Source organism: Brevibacterium sp. SMBL_HHYL_HB1 (genome assembly GCF_018208375.1).
Lineage (GTDB): Bacteria > Actinomycetota > Actinomycetes > Actinomycetales > Brevibacteriaceae > Brevibacterium > Brevibacterium intestinavium.
The window spans coordinates 743,032-758,873 of the sequence record NZ_CP062936.1 but is presented as its reverse complement, the minus strand read 5'-3'; the positions used below and the strand labels follow the sequence as shown (position 1 = coordinate 758,873).

Annotated in this window: 22 protein-coding genes; 11 read left to right on the top strand and 11 right to left on the bottom strand. The window is 63.1% G+C overall.

Translation table 11 applies throughout. From position 1 onward, the window contains the following. Position 1 precedes the first annotated feature (1 nt). Positions 2-922, bottom strand: a complete 921-nt coding sequence (locus IG171_RS03645; protein WP_212129963.1) for a hypothetical protein — start codon at positions 920-922, stop codon at positions 2-4. Between the two features lie 81 nt (positions 923-1,003). On the opposite strand from IG171_RS03645, the gene IG171_RS03640 reads away from it, so the two are divergent. The 4 genes from IG171_RS03640 (at position 1,004) to IG171_RS03625 (ending at position 5,779) form a co-directional block, all read left to right on the top strand. Further along, on the top strand, positions 1,004-1,735 hold the full coding sequence (locus tag IG171_RS03640; RefSeq protein WP_212129962.1) for a DUF2993 domain-containing protein: 732 nt from the start codon (positions 1,004-1,006) through the stop codon (positions 1,733-1,735). A gap of 76 nt (positions 1,736-1,811) precedes the next feature. Next, positions 1,812-3,320, top strand: a complete 1,509-nt coding sequence (locus tag IG171_RS03635; protein ID WP_249204018.1) for a SulP family inorganic anion transporter — start codon at positions 1,812-1,814, stop codon at positions 3,318-3,320. A 190-nt stretch (positions 3,321-3,510) separates the two neighbouring features. Further along, positions 3,511-4,839 carry a glutaminase gene (locus IG171_RS03630; RefSeq protein WP_212129961.1) on the top strand — a complete coding sequence of 443 codons (1,329 nt, stop codon included), beginning with the start codon at positions 3,511-3,513 and terminating at the stop codon, positions 4,837-4,839. Between the two features lie 124 nt (positions 4,840-4,963). Then, the gene (locus tag IG171_RS03625; protein WP_212129960.1) at positions 4,964-5,779 is read left to right on the top strand and encodes a siderophore-interacting protein; all 816 of its coding nucleotides are present in this window, start codon (positions 4,964-4,966) and stop codon (positions 5,777-5,779) included. Positions 5,780-5,842: 63 nt separating this feature from the next. Here IG171_RS03625 and IG171_RS03620 read toward each other — a convergent pair whose 3' ends face one another. From IG171_RS03620 to IG171_RS03610, 3 genes are all read right to left on the bottom strand, one after another. Further along, positions 5,843-6,760 (bottom strand): dihydrodipicolinate synthase family protein, encoded by a 918-nt coding sequence (locus IG171_RS03620; RefSeq protein WP_249204016.1) that lies wholly within the window; start codon positions 6,758-6,760, stop codon positions 5,843-5,845. After that, positions 6,757-7,623: a ribokinase gene (locus IG171_RS03615; protein WP_212129959.1), complete on the bottom strand. Its 867-nt coding sequence runs from the start codon at positions 7,621-7,623 to the stop codon at positions 6,757-6,759. The genes IG171_RS03620 and IG171_RS03615 overlap by 4 nt, the downstream gene beginning before the upstream one ends. 295 nt (positions 7,624-7,918) lie before the next feature. Then, positions 7,919-8,206: a hypothetical protein gene (locus tag IG171_RS03610; protein WP_212129958.1), complete on the bottom strand. Its 288-nt coding sequence runs from the start codon at positions 8,204-8,206 to the stop codon at positions 7,919-7,921. A gap of 186 nt (positions 8,207-8,392) precedes the next feature. On the opposite strand from IG171_RS03610, the gene IG171_RS03605 reads away from it, so the two are divergent. From IG171_RS03605 to IG171_RS03575, 7 genes are all read left to right on the top strand, one after another. Further along, on the top strand, positions 8,393-8,683 hold the full coding sequence (locus IG171_RS03605; protein ID WP_212129956.1) for a hypothetical protein: 291 nt from the start codon (positions 8,393-8,395) through the stop codon (positions 8,681-8,683). Between the two features lie 121 nt (positions 8,684-8,804). Next, a complete protein-coding gene (locus IG171_RS03600; protein ID WP_212129954.1) occupies positions 8,805-9,212 on the top strand; it encodes a hypothetical protein in 408 nt (135 codons plus the stop codon). 57 nt (positions 9,213-9,269) lie between these two features. Continuing rightward, on the top strand, positions 9,270-9,608 hold the full coding sequence (locus IG171_RS03595; RefSeq protein ID WP_212129953.1) for a hypothetical protein: 339 nt from the start codon (positions 9,270-9,272) through the stop codon (positions 9,606-9,608). A 473-nt stretch (positions 9,609-10,081) separates the two neighbouring features. After that, a complete protein-coding gene (locus IG171_RS03590; protein ID WP_212129952.1) occupies positions 10,082-10,297 on the top strand; it encodes a hypothetical protein in 216 nt (71 codons plus the stop codon). A gap of 74 nt (positions 10,298-10,371) precedes the next feature. Next, positions 10,372-10,623, top strand: coding sequence for a hypothetical protein (locus IG171_RS03585; RefSeq protein ID WP_212129951.1), 252 nt, complete (start codon positions 10,372-10,374; stop codon positions 10,621-10,623). Positions 10,624-10,680: 57 nt separating this feature from the next. Next, positions 10,681-10,878 (top strand): type II toxin-antitoxin system HicA family toxin, encoded by a 198-nt coding sequence (locus IG171_RS03580; protein ID WP_212129950.1) that lies wholly within the window; start codon positions 10,681-10,683, stop codon positions 10,876-10,878. Beyond that, the gene (locus IG171_RS03575; protein ID WP_212129949.1) at positions 10,875-11,252 is read left to right on the top strand and encodes an antitoxin HicB; all 378 of its coding nucleotides are present in this window, start codon (positions 10,875-10,877) and stop codon (positions 11,250-11,252) included. Before IG171_RS03580 ends, IG171_RS03575 begins: the two co-directional genes overlap by 4 nt. Before the next feature lie 44 nt (positions 11,253-11,296). On the opposite strand, the gene IG171_RS03570 is transcribed toward IG171_RS03575, so the two are convergent. From IG171_RS03570 to IG171_RS03540, 7 genes are all read right to left on the bottom strand, one after another. Continuing rightward, positions 11,297-11,620 (bottom strand): hypothetical protein, encoded by a 324-nt coding sequence (locus IG171_RS03570; protein ID WP_212129948.1) that lies wholly within the window; start codon positions 11,618-11,620, stop codon positions 11,297-11,299. 11 nt (positions 11,621-11,631) lie between these two features. After that, a complete protein-coding gene (locus IG171_RS03565) occupies positions 11,632-11,997 on the bottom strand; it encodes a hypothetical protein (RefSeq protein WP_212129946.1) in 366 nt (121 codons plus the stop codon). A gap of 113 nt (positions 11,998-12,110) precedes the next feature. Next, a complete protein-coding gene (locus IG171_RS03560) occupies positions 12,111-13,010 on the bottom strand; it encodes an N-acetylmuramoyl-L-alanine amidase (RefSeq protein ID WP_212129944.1) in 900 nt (299 codons plus the stop codon). Between the two features lie 77 nt (positions 13,011-13,087). Next, positions 13,088-13,396 carry a hypothetical protein gene (locus IG171_RS03555; RefSeq protein ID WP_212129942.1) on the bottom strand — a complete coding sequence of 103 codons (309 nt, stop codon included), beginning with the start codon at positions 13,394-13,396 and terminating at the stop codon, positions 13,088-13,090. Between the two features lie 2 nt (positions 13,397-13,398). Beyond that, positions 13,399-13,800 carry a hypothetical protein gene (locus IG171_RS03550; protein WP_212129940.1) on the bottom strand — a complete coding sequence of 134 codons (402 nt, stop codon included), beginning with the start codon at positions 13,798-13,800 and terminating at the stop codon, positions 13,399-13,401. 3 nt (positions 13,801-13,803) lie between these two features. Further along, complete coding sequence (locus IG171_RS03545) at positions 13,804-14,862, bottom strand: hypothetical protein (RefSeq protein WP_212129938.1); 1,059 nt, start codon at positions 14,860-14,862, stop codon at positions 13,804-13,806. A gap of 9 nt (positions 14,863-14,871) precedes the next feature. Next, positions 14,872-15,801, bottom strand: coding sequence for a siphovirus ReqiPepy6 Gp37-like family protein (locus IG171_RS03540; protein ID WP_249204282.1), 930 nt, complete (start codon positions 15,799-15,801; stop codon positions 14,872-14,874). Positions 15,802-15,842: the final 41 nt, after the last annotated feature.

Genomic DNA, 15,842 nt, shown 5'->3' with positions numbered 1-15,842 from the left:
TTCAGCCGGCCTTCCTCACCGGCTGGGCGAACACGTTCGTGGGGAACGCACCGGACTGTGCGATGACCTTGACGAGGGTGCGGCTGGCAGAGGCCAGGGCGGAGATCCGGTCGTCGTCGAGAACCGACCACGCAGCGGCCACGGTGCCGTCGGTGAGCTGTTCGACCTGTTCCCTCAGGTCTCGTCCGGTCTCGGTGATGGTCGGCAGATCGTAGCCGCGGTCGTCCTCGCCGATGGTGATCAGACCCGCCTCGGCGAGCCTGGCCTGCGCGGTCTGCCATTCCTCATCGGTGTACCCGCGGGTCTTCTGCGCCGCTCGCGGGCGGAAACCCGCCCCGGTCGCGACCTCGAGCATGAGGGCGTCGATTCCGGGCACTCCGGCGGTGACCAGGGAGGCGACGTGGCCGTCTCCGCGGAACTCCCGCGCGATCGTCGCCGCATCCCACAGCTTCTCGAACACGGTGTTCGCTCGGTGCCGGCCGATCGTGTCCGCGGTGGCCGAGGCCAGGGGGCGGCCGGCGAAGTCCATGGCCGCCAGCACCGGCTCGAGTCCCTCGCTCAACTGCGTGGCCGCCTCGGTGAGCAGGGCGATGTCATCGCGGTCGCCGAAGAGTTCGTCCATGTACGCGGCTACGGCGTCGAAGCGGGCCCGGACCATCTGTTCGGGGCTCACCCGCTCCCACACGCCGGGCAGCGCATCGGCGATGAACTTCGGTGAGTAGTTGTAGTAGCAGGCGCTGACGACTCCGGGGCTCACCCGGCCCAGCGGGGCGCAGCGGGCGGCCAGATTGCCCTCGACTCCCGGTTCGAGGCCGTACTTCGCGTATTCGGCACCGACAGTCGGCGAGAAGTACATCGCCGCGTGGATGGAGTTGAGGCGGGCCGAGACCGCTCTGATGCTCTTCGTGCGCTGGGGATCCATGGAATCATCCTAAGGTCGGCGTCCTCGCTGGTAAATGGGTCGCTGCCGCCGCGGCCGCGGCGGACTGGGACAATGGAGTCCATGACCACGGCCAGAACCCGCGAATACCCGCATCAGCCGAACCGCCGGCCACAGCGTCGCCGCCGCACCCTCATCATCTCCGCCATCGTCATCATCGGCACCCTCATCATCGGTGTCGTCGCCGCCGATCGCATCGTCGACTACACCACCGAGCAGCGCATCGCCGAGAGCCTGGAGGACTACGGTGAGGCCGATGTCTCCGTCGACGGCTTCCCCGTGCTCACCCAACTGGCCGGAGGCGAACTCGACTCGGTGGCCATCACGGCCGATCGGGCGCAGTACGAGGGTGTCGACTTCACCGACGTCGAGGCGGACCTCTACGGCGTCCCGACCGACACCTCGCGGCCGATCGGCACCGTCGATGCCACCGCGGTGCTGTCCCACTCCACACTCGATTCGCTCGCGGCCGAACACTCCTCGCTGCCGGAGTCGATGACGTTCACCACCGTTGACGGTCAGCTCGCCCTCAAGGGCTCGCTGCTGGGCCAGGACCTGCTCGTGGGCATCGAACCGAAGGCCGAGGGCAGACGCGCCGCGGTGGACGCGACAACGATCCGACTGGGCTCGGCGGAGGTCGACGTGGCATCCCTGCCGAGCTTCCTGACCTCGGCGATCTCCGATATCGTCATCGACCTCGACTCCCTGCCCGCCGGTCTCGAGCTCACCGACATCGAGGCCACGGACGCGGGCCTGTCGCTCCGCCTGCACGGGTCCGGAGTCAGCCTGGACTGAGGCGCGCGGACCGACACAGGTGCCGGTACGCGGCCCGGCGGTCAGCACGCGCGGGCCATCGGGTAGTGTTCCGCTGGTGACGACACCGATTGCTGCCCGAGAGACTGACGATTCCCGCCGCTGCCGGCCCGAGCCCTCCGTCCTGTCCGCACTGTCCTCGCCGAGGCTGCTCACCCGTGAGGTCCTGGCCGGACTCGTCGTGGGCCTGGCCCTCATCCCCGAGGCGATCGCGTTCTCGATCATCGCCGGAGTCGATCCCAAGGTCGGCCTGTTCTCCGCGTTCATCATGGCCACCTCGATCGCCTTCCTCGGGGGCCGGCCGGCCATGATCTCCGCCGCGACCGGGGCGGTGGCGCTGGTCATCGCCCCTGTCGCACGCGAGCACGGGATGGACATGTTCATCGCCACGGTCATGCTCGCCGGGGTGTTCCAGATCCTGCTGGCGGTGGCAGGCGTCGCGAAGCTCATCCGCTTCATTCCCCGCAGCGTCATGGTCGGCTTCGTCAACGCCCTGTCCATCCTCGTCTTCGCCGCTCAGGTGCCGCATGTCATCGGGGTGCCCTGGATGGTCTACCCGCTTCTGGTCCTGGGCATCGTCGTGCTCGTTCTCATGCCGAAGCTGACGAAGGTCGTCCCCGCTCCCCTGATCACGATCGTGCTCATCACCGGCATCGCCGTCGTCTTCGCCCTCGACGTTCCCACCGTCGGCGATCAGGGCGAACTGCCGTCGAGCCTGCCCGAGCTGTTCATCCCCCACGTGCCGCTGACCTGGCAGACCCTGTCCACGATCGCTCCGTACTCTCTGGCCATGGCCCTGGTCGGGCTCATGGAGTCGCTGATGACGGCCAAGCTCGTCGACGAGATCACCGACACCCACTCGAACAAGACCCGCGAGTCCTGGGGTCAGGGAGCGGCGAATCTGCTCTCCGGGCTCTTCGGCGGGATGGGCGGCTGCGCCATGATCGGACAGACGATGATCAACGTCCGCGCCTCCGGAGCCCGCACCCGCATCTCGACGTTCATGGCCGGCGCGTTCCTGCTGCTGCTCGTCGTCGTCCTCGGCGATGTCGTCGGCATGATTCCCATGGTCGCGCTCGCCGCGATCATGATGATGGTCTGCGTCGACACCTTCGACTGGCACTCGATCCGGATCTCGACCCTGCGGACGCTGCCGAAGTCGGAGACCTTCGTCATGGTCGCCACCGTCGCGGTCGTCGTCACCACGGGCAACCTCGCGATCGGAGTCGTCGTCGGCGTCTTCGTGGCCAGTGTCCTCTTCGTCCGCCGTGTCGCGCACTTCGTGACCGTGGAGCGCACCGTCACCGAGGCGAGCGCCCACTACGCCGTTCGCGGCGAGCTCTTCTTCGCCTCCTCGAACGACCTGACCACTCAGTTCCACTACACCCACGATCCGAATCGGGTCATCATCGATATGTCCGACTCACATGTCTGGGACGCCTCGAGCGTGGCCGCCCTCGACGCGATCATGACCAAGTACGAGAATCTGGGCACGACGGTGGAGCTGCACGGCATGAACGCCTACACCGAGGCGATCCATGCGCGGCTCTCGGGCGGGTTGGGCTAGAGCGGTCACTGAGCGAGGAGGACATCGCCGCGAAGGCTCGGGTCGGCGTGGTCAGCGGCAGGGACGGCCGCCCCGGACGGCAGGGGTCGGCTCTGGACGAGCGCCGCCGAGCAGGCGATGTGTGACAATGGCAGTCGGCCGAATCGGCCGATGACCGTCAGCCGCACGCAGCGTTCACACAGGAGGTGCTATGCGATCGCCCATCCCGGATTTCCTCGATGAGACGCTCGACCGTTTCCGACCCGATCGATCCGGGGAGAACGCGGACTACATTCCGGATCTGGCCTCGGCCGACCCGGAGAAGCTCGCGATCTGCATCTCCACCCTCGATGGCGTCGAGTACTCCGCCGGCGATGGCGATCACCTGTTCTCCATCCAGTCGATGTCGAAGCCCTTCATCTACGGCCTCGCCCTCGAGCAGGAGGGACTGGCCGGCGTCCTCGACCTCGTCGGCGTCGAACCCAGCGGTGAGAAGTTCAACGAACTGTCGCTGGACAAGATGTCGGGCAAACCGCTCAACCCGATGATCAACGCCGGGGCCATGACCATCCACTCGATCCTCGGCGAGCCCGGGGCCGGTCTGGCCGAGCGCACCGAGATCGTCCGGGCCGGGCTGTCCCGGTTCGCCGGTCGGGAGCTGACGATCGACGAGGACGTCGCCGACGGCGAATGGCGCGAGGCCTACCGCAATGTCGCGATCGCGAACATGCTCCGGTCCTACGACATCTTCTACGACGATCCCGACGAGGTCGTCCGCGGCTATATCGAACAGTGCTCGATCCTCGTCACCGTCAAGGACCTGGCGATCATGGCAGCGACCCTGGCCGGCGGCGGCATCAATCCCGTCACCGGCGAGCACGTGCTCTCACCCCGAGTCAACCGACAGGTGCTGGCAGTGATGATGACCTGCGGAATGTACGATGCCGCCGGTGACTGGATGACGGAGATCGGGATCCCGGCCAAGAGCGGAGTCTCCGGCGGCGTCTTCGGCGTCATGCCCGGTCAGGTCGGAGTGGCGACCTTCTCACCGCGCCTGGACAAGCACGGCACGAGCGTGCGCGGAACGAAGATCTTCCAAGATCTGTCGAACCGGATGAGCCTGCACATCATGGACGCTCCGGAGCCGGCCCGTTCGATCATCCGCCGCGACCGCCGCTTCGTCGACGGGCAGGGCAAGATGGTCCGCATCTGCAGCCTGCAGGGGCTCATCCAGTGGAGCGGTTCGGAGAACGTCATCAGGGCCATGGACGAGCCGGGTGCGAGCACGAACACCTTCGTCCTCGACCTGCGGCGGGTCAATGAGATCAACTCGGTGGCCAGGACCATGCTCACCGAGGCGCTGTCCCGCCTCGAGGACGACGGCATCCGCGTGGTGCTCATGGACCCCGACGACATGATGCAGTGCAAGGGACCGAACTCGGCGCTGCCGGGAGTGACGATCCTCGACTCGCTCAAATCCGTCAAGGGTCTCAAACGCATCCGCGACGACCGACGCCGGGAGATGGCCGAACGCTCGTGAGGCACCCGGGCTTTCCGCTGCCGGGACTGATAAGGTGAGGCTCACCGAAATTCTGCGCCGAGGCGGCCCACCCGTCCCACGACGCGGGCCCCGGAGCGGAAGGACCCCTGCAGAAAGGTCGTACATGACCACCACACAGAACACTCCCGCCCGCAGTGCACGTCCGGCCCGCCAGCAGGCCATCCTCACCGTCCTCGACGTCACCGAGGTCTCCCCGCGCCTCGTCCGGATCCGCCTCGGCGGGGACACCTTCGACAACATCGTGTCGAACGATGCGACCGACAAGTACGTCAAGCTCCTCTTCGCCGACCCCGCCCACGGACTCGTCCCGCCCTATGATCTGACCGAGCTGCGGGAGCAGTCCCCGGAGAAGCTGCCGAGCAGGCGCACCTACACGATCCGCGAGATCGATGAGGACGACAAGTGGCTGAGCATCGACTTCGTCATCCACGACGATGACGGCATCGCCGGGCCCTGGGCGAAGGCCGCCCAGCCCGGTGACACGCTCGTCCTGTCCGGGGCCGGAGGCAAATACGCTCCTTCGGCCGAATCCGACTGGCACCTGTTCATCGCCGACCACTCCGCCCTCCCGGCAGTCAGCTCCGCTCTGGAGGCGATGCCCGAGGACGCTCGCGGTGTCGTCCTGGCCCACGTCGCCGAGGCCGACCGTGTGCTGCCCGCCGTCCCGGCCGGCATCGAAGTCGCATGGGTGGATTCGGACGAGGAGCTCATCAGCTCCGTCCGCGATCTCGACTGGTTGCCGGGCACACCGCAGGTCTTCGCCCACGGCGAGCGCGAGACGATCAAGACGATCAGGAAGTTCCTCAAGGAGCGCGAGGTGCCCAGAGAGGCACTGTCGATCTCGGCGTATTGGGCCCGCGGCCGCGCCGAGGACCAGTTCCAGGCCGAGAAGCGCGAGCCCATCGGTTCGATCGACTGAACGGCCCACCGGCTGACCAGCCCGGCTGGCTCGCCTCGGCGCACGGCTGAGCGCTGAGGCGAGTCAGACGAGGCCGAGCTGCTCGATGACCTTCGCGACCTCGGCCCTCGCCGCCTCGTCGAGTCCGTGGATCGGCAGCGGCAGGCTGTGGTCACCGACGAGCCCGAGGTGTTCGGCGATGGCCGCGGTCACCCGCAGGCTGCCGCCGTATTCGGCGAACAGGTCCCACAGCGGCTGGAGCTCGGCCGAGAGTTCACGCGCCTGCTCGGCATTGCCCAGTTCGGCGGCTCGGGTGATCGCGAGCACAGGTTCGGGCAGGGTGCCGCCGACGGCCGTGTACCAGGCGTCGCAGCCGGCGATGAGTCCCTCGGCCCCGAAGGCGTCGCCGGAGATGCCGATCGTCACCTCGTGGCCGACGGCGTCTCGGATCGCACCGATGCGCTCGTCCCAACCGGTCGGTGACAGCGCAGCGCCCGGAATCTTGATCGAGGCCACGGCCTCGAGTTCGGCCAGTCGGGCATAGAGCTCAGTGCTGAAGGTGAAGTGCGTGGTGCCCGGATTGTCGTAGACCGCGATCGGCAGTGATGTCTCCTCGGCGACCGTGCGGAAGAGAGCGAACACCTCGTCATCGGTCAGGGGCTGATAGCTGACGGGAGCGAGCAGGAGTCCCTTCGCACCGGCCGCCTCGGCGGTGCGGGCATTGGCCAGCACATCCCGTGTCCGCAGCGCCCCGATGCCGACGAAGACGGGGATATCGAGGGCGGAATCGACGCTCAGCTGCGCCACACGGGCACGTTCCTCGGGATCGAGATAGACATAGGAGCCGGTGGATCCCAGCGCCGTGATCGAATCGACGCCGGCAAGGACGAGGCGTTCGATGAGGCCGATGTAGGCCTCCTCGTCGAGGTCCTCACCGTGCAGCGGAGTCAGCGGGAAGGCGCTGAGGCCGGTGAACAGGGCGTCATCGTTGTCTGCGGTCATCGCTGCTCCTTCGAGGTGGTGGTCGAGGCATCGAGGTAGTGGTCGAAGCGGCGGAAGTCCGGCCGCGCGGAGGGGTCCATCACGGCTGCGGCCCCGACTCGGTTGGCTGCGCGCAGGGCCGCCTCGCCGGTCAGTCCCGACCGCAGCCCGATGGTCAGGGCCGCACAGAAGGCATCACCGGCGCCGACGGTGCTCACCGGGGTCCGCGGCAGCGCCTCGGCGAAGGCCACCTGCCGACCGTGGGACAGCAGGGCCGAACCGTGTTCGCCATAGGTCACGGCCACCAGCTTCGCTGATTCCAGCTGCGGCAGGAGGCGGTATTCGGTCTCGTTGACGATGATGAGATCGGCCCGGTCGACGACCTCGGCCGGCAGAGGCAGGGCCGGGGCGGCGTTGATGACGAGATACCCGGGCACACGGGCGGCGAGCTCGCTGATGACATCCATGGAGATCTCGAGCTGAGTGAGCACGGTCTCATCGTCGGCGAAGGTCACCTCGTCGACGCCGACAGCGGCGTTCGCGCCCTCGCACACGGCGATCTGGTTCTGGCCGGCGGCATCGACCATGATCAGCGCGGTCCCGGTCTCGACCGTCGCCTCGGCGATGTCATCGACGATGACTCCGGCCTCCTGCAGGGCCTGCTTCATCGCCCGGCCCTCGGCATCGGGGCCGACGGCACCGACCATCCGGGTGCGGGCGCCGAGGCGCGCGGCCGCAGCAGCCTGGTTCGCGCCCTTGCCGCCGGGCGATCGCGACAGTCGTCCGCCGCCGACGGTCTCACCGGGTGCCGGCAGACGCTCGGTGCTGGCGGTGATGTCGGCGTTGATGCTGCCGACGACCGTGAGTGCGCAGTCGATGGTCATAACCACCATTATCGTGCGTGGACCCGGCAATGGCCGAGACCAGAATCGGTGAGTCGGCATGACGAAGGCCCCGTGCGTTGTGTCCAACGGTTCACGGGGCCTTCCGATCGGGGTGAGTAACGGGACTTGAACCCGTTCTTAGGTGCAGGTGAGGGCCGCGTTCCGCTTGTTCTAGGGGTTTTTGCTTATCGGTTCTTATCGCCTCTTATCGACTCTTATGGGGTGATTATGCCCAAAATATGCCCACGGGCAGACGCGAAAAAGCCCCCGGCGTAATGCCGGGGGCTTCCTCATATCACGCGTTCGCGGCCACGTACTCGTCAAGTTCGCGCTTCGCTTCAGCGTGCACCTTCGCGATCTCACGGTAGTGGCGAGCCGCACCCTGAACCATTTCGCGCTTGCGGTCACGTTCCGCGTCCATCCAGATTGCGTAAGCGTGACCGCCGATGTTCTCAGGCGGGTGGATCACGTGCCGTAGGCGGTAAGCCTTGACCAGTGCTCCGTGTGCTGCCCGTCGTTCTGCTGCCAGGTCCATCTCGCGGTCCCAGAGTCGCATGTAGGTTGAGCCTTCGCTGGTGTCCATTATTCAATTTCCAATCTTGTGGGCTGGGCCGGTTGCCCCTGCCTGTACCTACAACTATACACCCTATCCGTAGGGTGTGCAACCCCGATTCCCTGCACTTCCGAACTTGCCTACCCTATCCATAGGGTGTATAGTTGATTTCAACAGCACGGGCACAAGGCCCAGCTATGAACCGGAAGGACCGCCATGAACACCATTCCCGAACTCACCACCGACCAGGACGGCACAGTGACGCTTCGCGACACCATGTTCGACGTTGAACGCCTCACCTTCACCTACGCAGACGGAACCGAGACCACTGAAACACACCTGATCGGCAAGCGCGGCGCGCGCTACCTCCTGCGGCCCCTCCTTGAGCGCGGCGGCGACAGTGGCATCAGGGAAGTCATTTCGCTGAAGAGCGGCGCACCGTGGCGAAAGGGCGGGAACTCGATTCGAGTTATCGAGATCGCCGGGGTGATCGAAGAGGCGAAGTGATCTCGGCCCCGCCCCTGTGAAATTTCTTTCGGGGGCGGGGTTGCACACCCTATTGATAGGGTGTATAGTTGTTAACAACAGCAAGGGCAACCGGCCCAGCTAAAACCGAAAGGGACGCACCATGAACCGCACCGCCGAGCAGATCACAGCAGAAATTGCAGAACTCGAATCGCGGATTGAAGCACTCAAGGCCGAGCGCGAAGAACTCAAGTCCGCGAAGCCCGAAATCACCTACACGGCCACAGACAAGAAGCGCGTTTTCGTGAACGGTGAACTGATCCGCGAGCAGGGCGGAAAGTCGATCCCGGCGCGCGTGAAGGTCGTCGCCTACATGGAAAAGGACTACGTGAGGAACGCTGACGGGACGATGAAGCGGGACGAGAACGGGCGCGGATACCGTGCCGAGACCGGGAACGTCGCATACGCCGTCAAGTTCTCAAACGTGGACGCCCGGAAGCTCCGCGACCAGCCTGACGGAATGGTTGCCGACTGCAAGCGCGTTTGGACCGAAGTTATCGAACTTTCCTGAACCCCTCCACCCCGTGCCGGGGGCTTCGGCCCCCGGCCATGCCGAAAGGAACACACCATGAAAGCACAGGATCACGCCGCCGCAATCGTCAAAGAGGTTGACGCGGCAACCGCAGCCCCGAAGATCGACCGTGACACGCTCATGGGCGTTCACATGGCACTAGCGAAGGCGCGCACGTTCGCCGTAGGTGTCGGCGGCGCGGACGGCGAACAAGCGGCGATTGAACTCGATTACGCCGACGTACTCTATAAGGCGTATGAGCGCACGGTCACGACCGCGAAGCCGAAGGCACCAGAGCGGCGAATTCAGCACGTCTCACGGCAGGTTCTCGCCTTGTCGCGTGCGGTGTCGCAAACCAATGAGGCCGTGCTGACACTTGGCCGGATCACGAACTAACGAAAGGGATCACTATGCACGCTGGGGAACTCCGGGCACGCCTGACCGCAATCGGGCTGACACTGAACCACTTCACCCGCCTAGCAGGTATGGACTCGCGAAACGCTCGACGGCAGGAATCGGGCAAGACGCCCGTGACTGACGGGACGATTCGCGCACTGTATGAGGCCGAAGCCCTCTCTGACGAGCTGACAGAGGACTACAGGGCGAACGGTGAAGCCGTTGTGCCAAGGTGGAACAAAAACGCATGGGACGAAGAGACAGACCGTTTCCCGCCTTCGTTCTATCACGCGAGCGCGGCGCGGCTGACGGGTCGAGTGCCGATCCGTTATGAGGATGAAGCGCGGGATTGAGGGACTGGCCGGGGCTTCCCCGGCCTTTTCTTTACCCACTTGCACACCCTACGGATAGGGTGTATAGTTATGGGTACAGGCAGGGGCAACCGGCCCAGCCAACACCGAAAGGACAACACCATGAGCGCCACACAGAAAACCCGCAACTACGCGAAAGCACTCAACACCAAACAGCTCATTGACGCGCTGACCTACTTCTCAAACAAGACCACCGATCACGGCAGCCGCGTAGTGTTCTCGATCCTCGCCGCCGAAGCTTGCGACCGGGCAGGACTCGCCCCCCGAGCAGTTGCCACCAACGGGCGGATCGTAGAAACCATTTCAGCCGCACTCTAACCACCCCAGCCGGGGGCGAATGGCCCCCGGCACCCGCAAGGGCACAGGCCCAGCGAAGAACCGAAAGGACCACCATGCACGAACTCAGCGCACCACTCACAGCCGCCCTCATTGGCTTCATGGACTTCGAGGACCGGGCGAAGCTAAACGCCGCGCTAGGAACCGCTCTACAGGGCAATATGACCGCAAGTGGCAGCGTCGCCGTCGAGCATATTTGCAAGGCGCGCGTCCTGCTGCATCACAGCGAGCGCAACGCTGAATCGTTCACCTCGATCACTAAAGCCGTTGCCCGAGCTATCACCGCGCTTCAGTCCAGGAGCCTCTGACGCGAAAGTGTTTAGCCCCCCTTGACATTGACTGTATAGGGGGGCTAAACTATAGTTATGACAAAGCCGATGAAGTACAGCGAAATGGTGAAGCTCCTGAAGCGGGCGGGATTCACCCCCAGCCAGGGCAAAGGAGACCATGAGAAGTGGTCACACCCGAAGCTCAGCCGCCCGGTGGTCATCACCCAGACCCGCGAACTGTCACCGGCAGTAACGCGAAACACGCTCAAGGCAATCAAGGAGGTCGAGAAATGAGCACCATCAACGTCACCGCCCGGCAGTGGTCGGGCGGTTGGGAACTCGAAATTGACGAAGACCACGCCACTCAGGTTCGCATCCTCGCCAACGCCAAACAGCAGGTGATCGACTACCTGGACACCCTTGAACCCGATGTGGACCACTCTGAGGCAGAAATCCACATCATCCCAGAGCTAGGCGACCTCACCCAGAAGATCAAAGAATCGAAAGAGGCGACCGCCCGAGCGATCGAACTCCAAGCCGAGGCCGGATCGAAGAATCGGGAAATCGTGCGGGAACTTCGCGCTAAGCACCTCAGCGTCTCCGACGTTGCGGCAGTGCTCGAAATTTCGCGCGGCAGGGTGGCCCAGCTTGAACATGCCCAGGGATAAGAAAAAAGCCCCTCACCGCCAGTCAAGGCAGTGAGGGGCATTCCTCATTCATCTTCAGGCTCTTCGCCTGCATCCTCCCAATGCTCGTCACACGACGGCTCACACACAACCATGCCAGCCTTCGCGCGACGAACCTTTCCGTTGCGGGTGACAACATCACCCACACCATAAGCGTCTACTGACTCTTCAGGCTTCTCCCACTCACCGAAATCCGCCTTCGGCAACATGCCGTTATTGCGGAACTGTTCGTGAAGTTCAGTCTGCTTCTCTTGGAAGAGTGCGAGGTTCTGCCGTCGCAGCATTTCCTTCTCAAGAGCGTCCATCCACTCCTGAATCTCTTCAGGGGTCATATCTTCAATCGGTGGCACTCCGTCCTCCTTCAGTGCTTCGGTTCGTAATCGTCAGGAACGGGTGTCTCGTCCGTCTCTTCAGCGGCGAGCCGTTCCAGTCGTGCGCGCTTCGGCTCCGCGCCGATGCCGATGCGCTCAAGCACCTTCTCAACGCCCGGAATCGCCATGACGCGGGCGACAATCGCCGCGACCAGGGCGCAAGCCACTGACGCGCCAGTCAGGGCCAGATAGAGCCATTCGGGAAGGTTCACGCCAGCCTTGTCCACCTCGTCAAGCACAATGTCAACGAACGGCGGCACGGCAACGACCAGCAGAGCCAGGGCCGGAATGAGCGTCTGTATGAAAGTGCGCACCGACGCCCGGTTGGGGTGCTGCACTTGTGTAGAAGTGGTCATGTTGTCCTTTCAGAAGAGGTCAATGAAGCTGAGGACCAGGACCGCCCACCCAATGAGATAGATGGGCAGTCCCAGCCCGAGCGCGACCCCGATAAGAGCCGCTGTGGGTTTCATCAGGTCACAGGCTTCTTGAAAGCTTCGTCCCATGTGTCGCGGCCACCGAGACCGTCAATCGCGAGACCCTGCGACTTCTGGAATGCGCGAATCAGTGCCTCATACTCAGCCCCGTAACGACCGTCGTTTCCGAACTTGGACAGGTACGTCTTGCCCTTGCCGACACTCCACCCGCGCAGCGCGAGCTGAGAGACGAACCGCTTAAGCCACACCTCGTCATACTGACCGGACCATTTGCGGTTCTTGTAGAACCCGGAATGCGAACGGTCCGGGCCGGACTTCGGGCCGATGTAATGGCCGGACGGCCACGGGAAGTCATAGCCGGGGCCGGGAACCTCGCCCACAGGACGGGTTGGCTTCGAAGGCTTAGAGGGCTTGGACGGCTTGGAAGGCTTCGGGGCGGTCGTTCCGCCCTTCTTCCGTGCGGCGTGCTCCGCGTTCACGTCCTTCACGAGCTTCCCGAGCTGTGCGTAGTACGATCCGGGGCACGCGGTGCTCTTCCAGTCCTTGTGGCCGTAGTACTTCATGGAACCGTGCTCTTCCTCAATGTCAGCGCAGAGCTGCACGAGGGTTGCCCAGTCCCCATCCGACATTTCCGGACGGCACTCAATGCCGATAGTCGAGCCGTTGCCCGCTGTGGAACCGGCGTGCCAAGCGGCGCGAGAATCACCCACAAGCTGATTCACGCGCCCAGCCTCAACCACGTAGTGAGCCGACGAACCCCGGTTAGAGGTGCCGCCCTTCGGCCCTCTCAGCCATGCCACCACGTTTTCGAACTTCTGACCCGTCGAACCCCAGTGATGAATGGTGATTCCGGTTGGCTTCGAGCCGTGGCCGTAATGCGAGCGTGTGGAACTGTTGGAAGATTCCTTGAACGCGAAATCGTAGTTTCGTGCCATGATCTACCCCTTTCGGGCATTAAAAAAGGCACCCCCGAAGGGATGCCGTGAATTGGAAAGACCCGCCGTGAAGCGGGTCAGGTTTTATCGTTGTCCGCCTTATCGGGCGGGGGCGGAGGCGCGAACGGAAACGACTCTTTGTCAGGTGGAGGCAACCGCTCATAGGCGAGCCACAGCAACGCATAATGCGTTTCGAACCACGCAAGCCGCGCCTTCAGCTTGCGGATCTCGTCCAACCGTGACCGGGCGATACCCTGCCACTGAGCGACAGCGGATTCTTCTTTCATCACCCGGCCATGAATCCAGTCATAGACAAGCTTGCCGACACCGCCAGACAGCGCGATTCCGCCGAGACCGATAATGAGCTTCATAATGTCTGAATCCATGCTCACCCCGCATCCGCAACGGCGTTTATCGCACGTTCGTCAGCCCCTAGCCTGCACCAACGTTCAAACGCGAACAGTGTGAACCCGACATACGCCAGCAATCCGCCGCCGCGCGTCCATGTGATCGGAAGATCGAACATTACGAACGCTTGCCCGGTTGAAAGACACGTACCGGCAACGACAATCGCAAAGACCCCGAACCGTTCAACGTGGACGTAGCGTGTGATGACGCCGAGTAGCGACACGATCCCGCCGAACACGAACACCGCCCCCCACGCGATAGCGGGGAACGGGGTGTCAAAGAAGGACGTTGTTGTGCGGGGTGGGGCGAGGGTGTAGAAGAGTCCGGCCCCGAGGAACACGAGAGACCCGATAGCGCGCAAAAACCTAGAAGCGCGGTTCATGGGTTACTCCACATCAAACTCAACCCCGTCAATGGAAATCCAAGACGAATCGTCAGACACGAACGCTTTAACTACGCCATCTGTGCCGACAACGACCTTCGCGTATTTCGGGTTAGCTTCCGCAGAAACCGCGACAATCTCATGATGGGAATGTATTGGGCGGGCTTCCTTTGGAAGCTTCGCCAAGTCCCAGCCGCCCAACTCCGAGTTCAGCGATTGTTTGAAGAGTTCACCGTTCGATCTCTGGATATGACCTCGCAGGCGCACCTTCTTACCCTTCTTCTGGTAGGAAGGCGCGTACCCGTGACCGGCGCTTTCTCGAACATTCGCCAACGTCAGAGGCAACCATTTAGGCGAAGTCAGCGGAACCCACGAACGGTTGCCGTCTGTGTCCGCGTCATCACTAGAGACGCGATACCACGAGCTGTTCTCACCAACCATGCACAGCGACCCCGAAAGCTGCTCGTTTGGGTCCGGCTTGTGCTCTTCGTAATAGACGTAAATTGTCGGCGCTGCACGGATTCTTGTGCGTGTGATAGTTGCGTCTGTGAGTAGCTGATTCGGTTTACGGGTCACCTCCCAAAGGCCAAGATGTCTGCGCCCAGATTCAGTGTTCAGCTCATTCGGGTAAACCTGCACCGAAATCGGACCCTCGGGACTTCTAGCCTTCAGCGGGTTAAGCTCCAACACTACGTAATATGTTGTTTCAGCCACCGGCATCGGGAAGTCCAGCCGCATGTCTCGCAGCAGACGATGGTAGAAGCCATACAGCACGGCTTGGGCCGTTCCTCGACCTTCTGCGACCGTGAGAATCATCTGATTGGCACTATTGGTCTCTGAGTCTGAATCGAGTTTGCGCAACCAATAAGGACGCCCGCCGTCATCAAGCACCCCGTTCCCGAGTGCGAGAGTGACGTACTGCCACATTTCGTCATCCACTGCCTGGCCGACAGCAGGATAAGAGAACTCCGGCCCGTCCACGGCCTCATAAGAATCAGCAGAAACGAGAGTCTGAAGCTCTTCAATAAGAGCAAGATTGCTCTCCGGTGTTGGCTCAGCCATTAGCACCCCTTATCGTGTTTGTAGCGCACGCACGGCACGCCAAAGCTTGTTGATTTCCTTCACGGGGCGAGGCTGGTTTTCGTCATCAGCCGTAGGCCCAACCTGAAGGGCCACCTTCCGCCCGTTCTCGTCCCACGTCAGCTCAGCCATCTGAACCGTGTCCGTGATGACAACTCCCGTGGACAGTTGCACCGTCACCGTGTCCCCGAGCCAGAAGTCACGCCCGAACCGAATGCGCGGGGTGTCGTTGACTTGCAGGTTCACGGTCGCCTTCTCTTGCCCCTCAGTGAGCGTGTCCGTGCCAGCCGCGTCCAATTCGGCTTCATCGTCTGTGTCTCGCCGGTCTTGGAACTGCAACGACCGGAACCCCCACGAATTCTCGTTCCCGTGAGTGAGCTTCAGAGCCCGCTTCTCCCCTTCGCCCTGACCGGCCACAAGTACTGACGTGACCGTGGGGGCTTCAAGTGTGAATTCGTGGGATTCGATACCACCGTTGTCATGTGACAACCGGATACGGCGCGCGAAGTCCCGCCCCTCAGTGACCGTCAGAACAGACTTCTTCAACTCGTCATCCTGCACAATGTCCACCGTGAGGCCGGCAGTTTCCGCCAACGTCTCAACCTCGTCCAAGACGGGTTTGAAACGGCTGTTGATCGACCCGTCAGGGCCAGTCACAACGTCACCGATGACAAGAGGCCGCTGATACTCAGACCGTGCCGAAGGGCCAACATTCACGTCCACAAGGTCACGAATCAGGGCACCCGCAGCGCCCTTCTTATTCCAGTAAGCCGCTTCCCCTTGCTTGTCAGCCGCGCTTGTCGGGTCAGGCAGGGTAATCATGTCCTTCAGCCAAGTCATGTCAGACTCACCAGTCAGTTCGGACTCAACAACCCCGCCTGACGCCTTCTCAACGATCTTGAGGGGCGCACCCGATAGCAGTCGTCGCCCCTCGTCGTAGATGACTACACGCCAGTCTTTAT

What these genes read in the sequence shown, in the direction of transcription:
- IG171_RS03645 (WP_212129963.1), bottom strand. Translation starts at nt 922, where the DNA reads ATGGATCCCCAGCGCACGAAGAGCATCAGAGCGGTCTCGGCCCGCCTC.
- IG171_RS03610 (WP_212129958.1), bottom strand. Translation starts at nt 8,206, where the DNA reads ATGGACACCAGCGAAGGCTCAACCTACATGCGACTCTGGGACCGCGAG.
- IG171_RS03550 (WP_212129940.1), bottom strand. Translation starts at nt 13,800, where the DNA reads ATGAACCGCGCTTCTAGGTTTTTGCGCGCTATCGGGTCTCTCGTGTTC.
- IG171_RS03565 (WP_212129946.1), bottom strand. Translation starts at nt 11,997, where the DNA reads ATGACCACTTCTACACAAGTGCAGCACCCCAACCGGGCGTCGGTGCGC.
- IG171_RS03585 (WP_212129951.1), top strand. Translation starts at nt 10,372, where the DNA reads ATGCACGAACTCAGCGCACCACTCACAGCCGCCCTCATTGGCTTCATG.
- IG171_RS03560 (WP_212129944.1), bottom strand. Translation starts at nt 13,010, where the DNA reads ATGGCACGAAACTACGATTTCGCGTTCAAGGAATCTTCCAACAGTTCC.
- IG171_RS03575 (WP_212129949.1), top strand. Translation starts at nt 10,875, where the DNA reads ATGAGCACCATCAACGTCACCGCCCGGCAGTGGTCGGGCGGTTGGGAA.
- IG171_RS03600 (WP_212129954.1), top strand. Translation starts at nt 8,805, where the DNA reads ATGAACCGCACCGCCGAGCAGATCACAGCAGAAATTGCAGAACTCGAA.
- IG171_RS03615 (WP_212129959.1), bottom strand. Translation starts at nt 7,623, where the DNA reads ATGACCATCGACTGCGCACTCACGGTCGTCGGCAGCATCAACGCCGAC.
- IG171_RS03620 (WP_249204016.1), bottom strand. Translation starts at nt 6,760, where the DNA reads ATGACCGCAGACAACGATGACGCCCTGTTCACCGGCCTCAGCGCCTTC.
- IG171_RS03630 (WP_212129961.1), top strand. Translation starts at nt 3,511, where the DNA reads ATGCGATCGCCCATCCCGGATTTCCTCGATGAGACGCTCGACCGTTTC.
- IG171_RS03605 (WP_212129956.1), top strand. Translation starts at nt 8,393, where the DNA reads ATGAACACCATTCCCGAACTCACCACCGACCAGGACGGCACAGTGACG.
- IG171_RS03580 (WP_212129950.1), top strand. Translation starts at nt 10,681, where the DNA reads ATGACAAAGCCGATGAAGTACAGCGAAATGGTGAAGCTCCTGAAGCGG.
- IG171_RS03595 (WP_212129953.1), top strand. Translation starts at nt 9,270, where the DNA reads ATGAAAGCACAGGATCACGCCGCCGCAATCGTCAAAGAGGTTGACGCG.
- IG171_RS03625 (WP_212129960.1), top strand. Translation starts at nt 4,964, where the DNA reads ATGACCACCACACAGAACACTCCCGCCCGCAGTGCACGTCCGGCCCGC.
- IG171_RS03590 (WP_212129952.1), top strand. Translation starts at nt 10,082, where the DNA reads ATGAGCGCCACACAGAAAACCCGCAACTACGCGAAAGCACTCAACACC.
- IG171_RS03555 (WP_212129942.1), bottom strand. Translation starts at nt 13,396, where the DNA reads ATGGATTCAGACATTATGAAGCTCATTATCGGTCTCGGCGGAATCGCG.
- IG171_RS03545 (WP_212129938.1), bottom strand. Translation starts at nt 14,862, where the DNA reads ATGGCTGAGCCAACACCGGAGAGCAATCTTGCTCTTATTGAAGAGCTT.
- IG171_RS03640 (WP_212129962.1), top strand. Translation starts at nt 1,004, where the DNA reads ATGACCACGGCCAGAACCCGCGAATACCCGCATCAGCCGAACCGCCGG.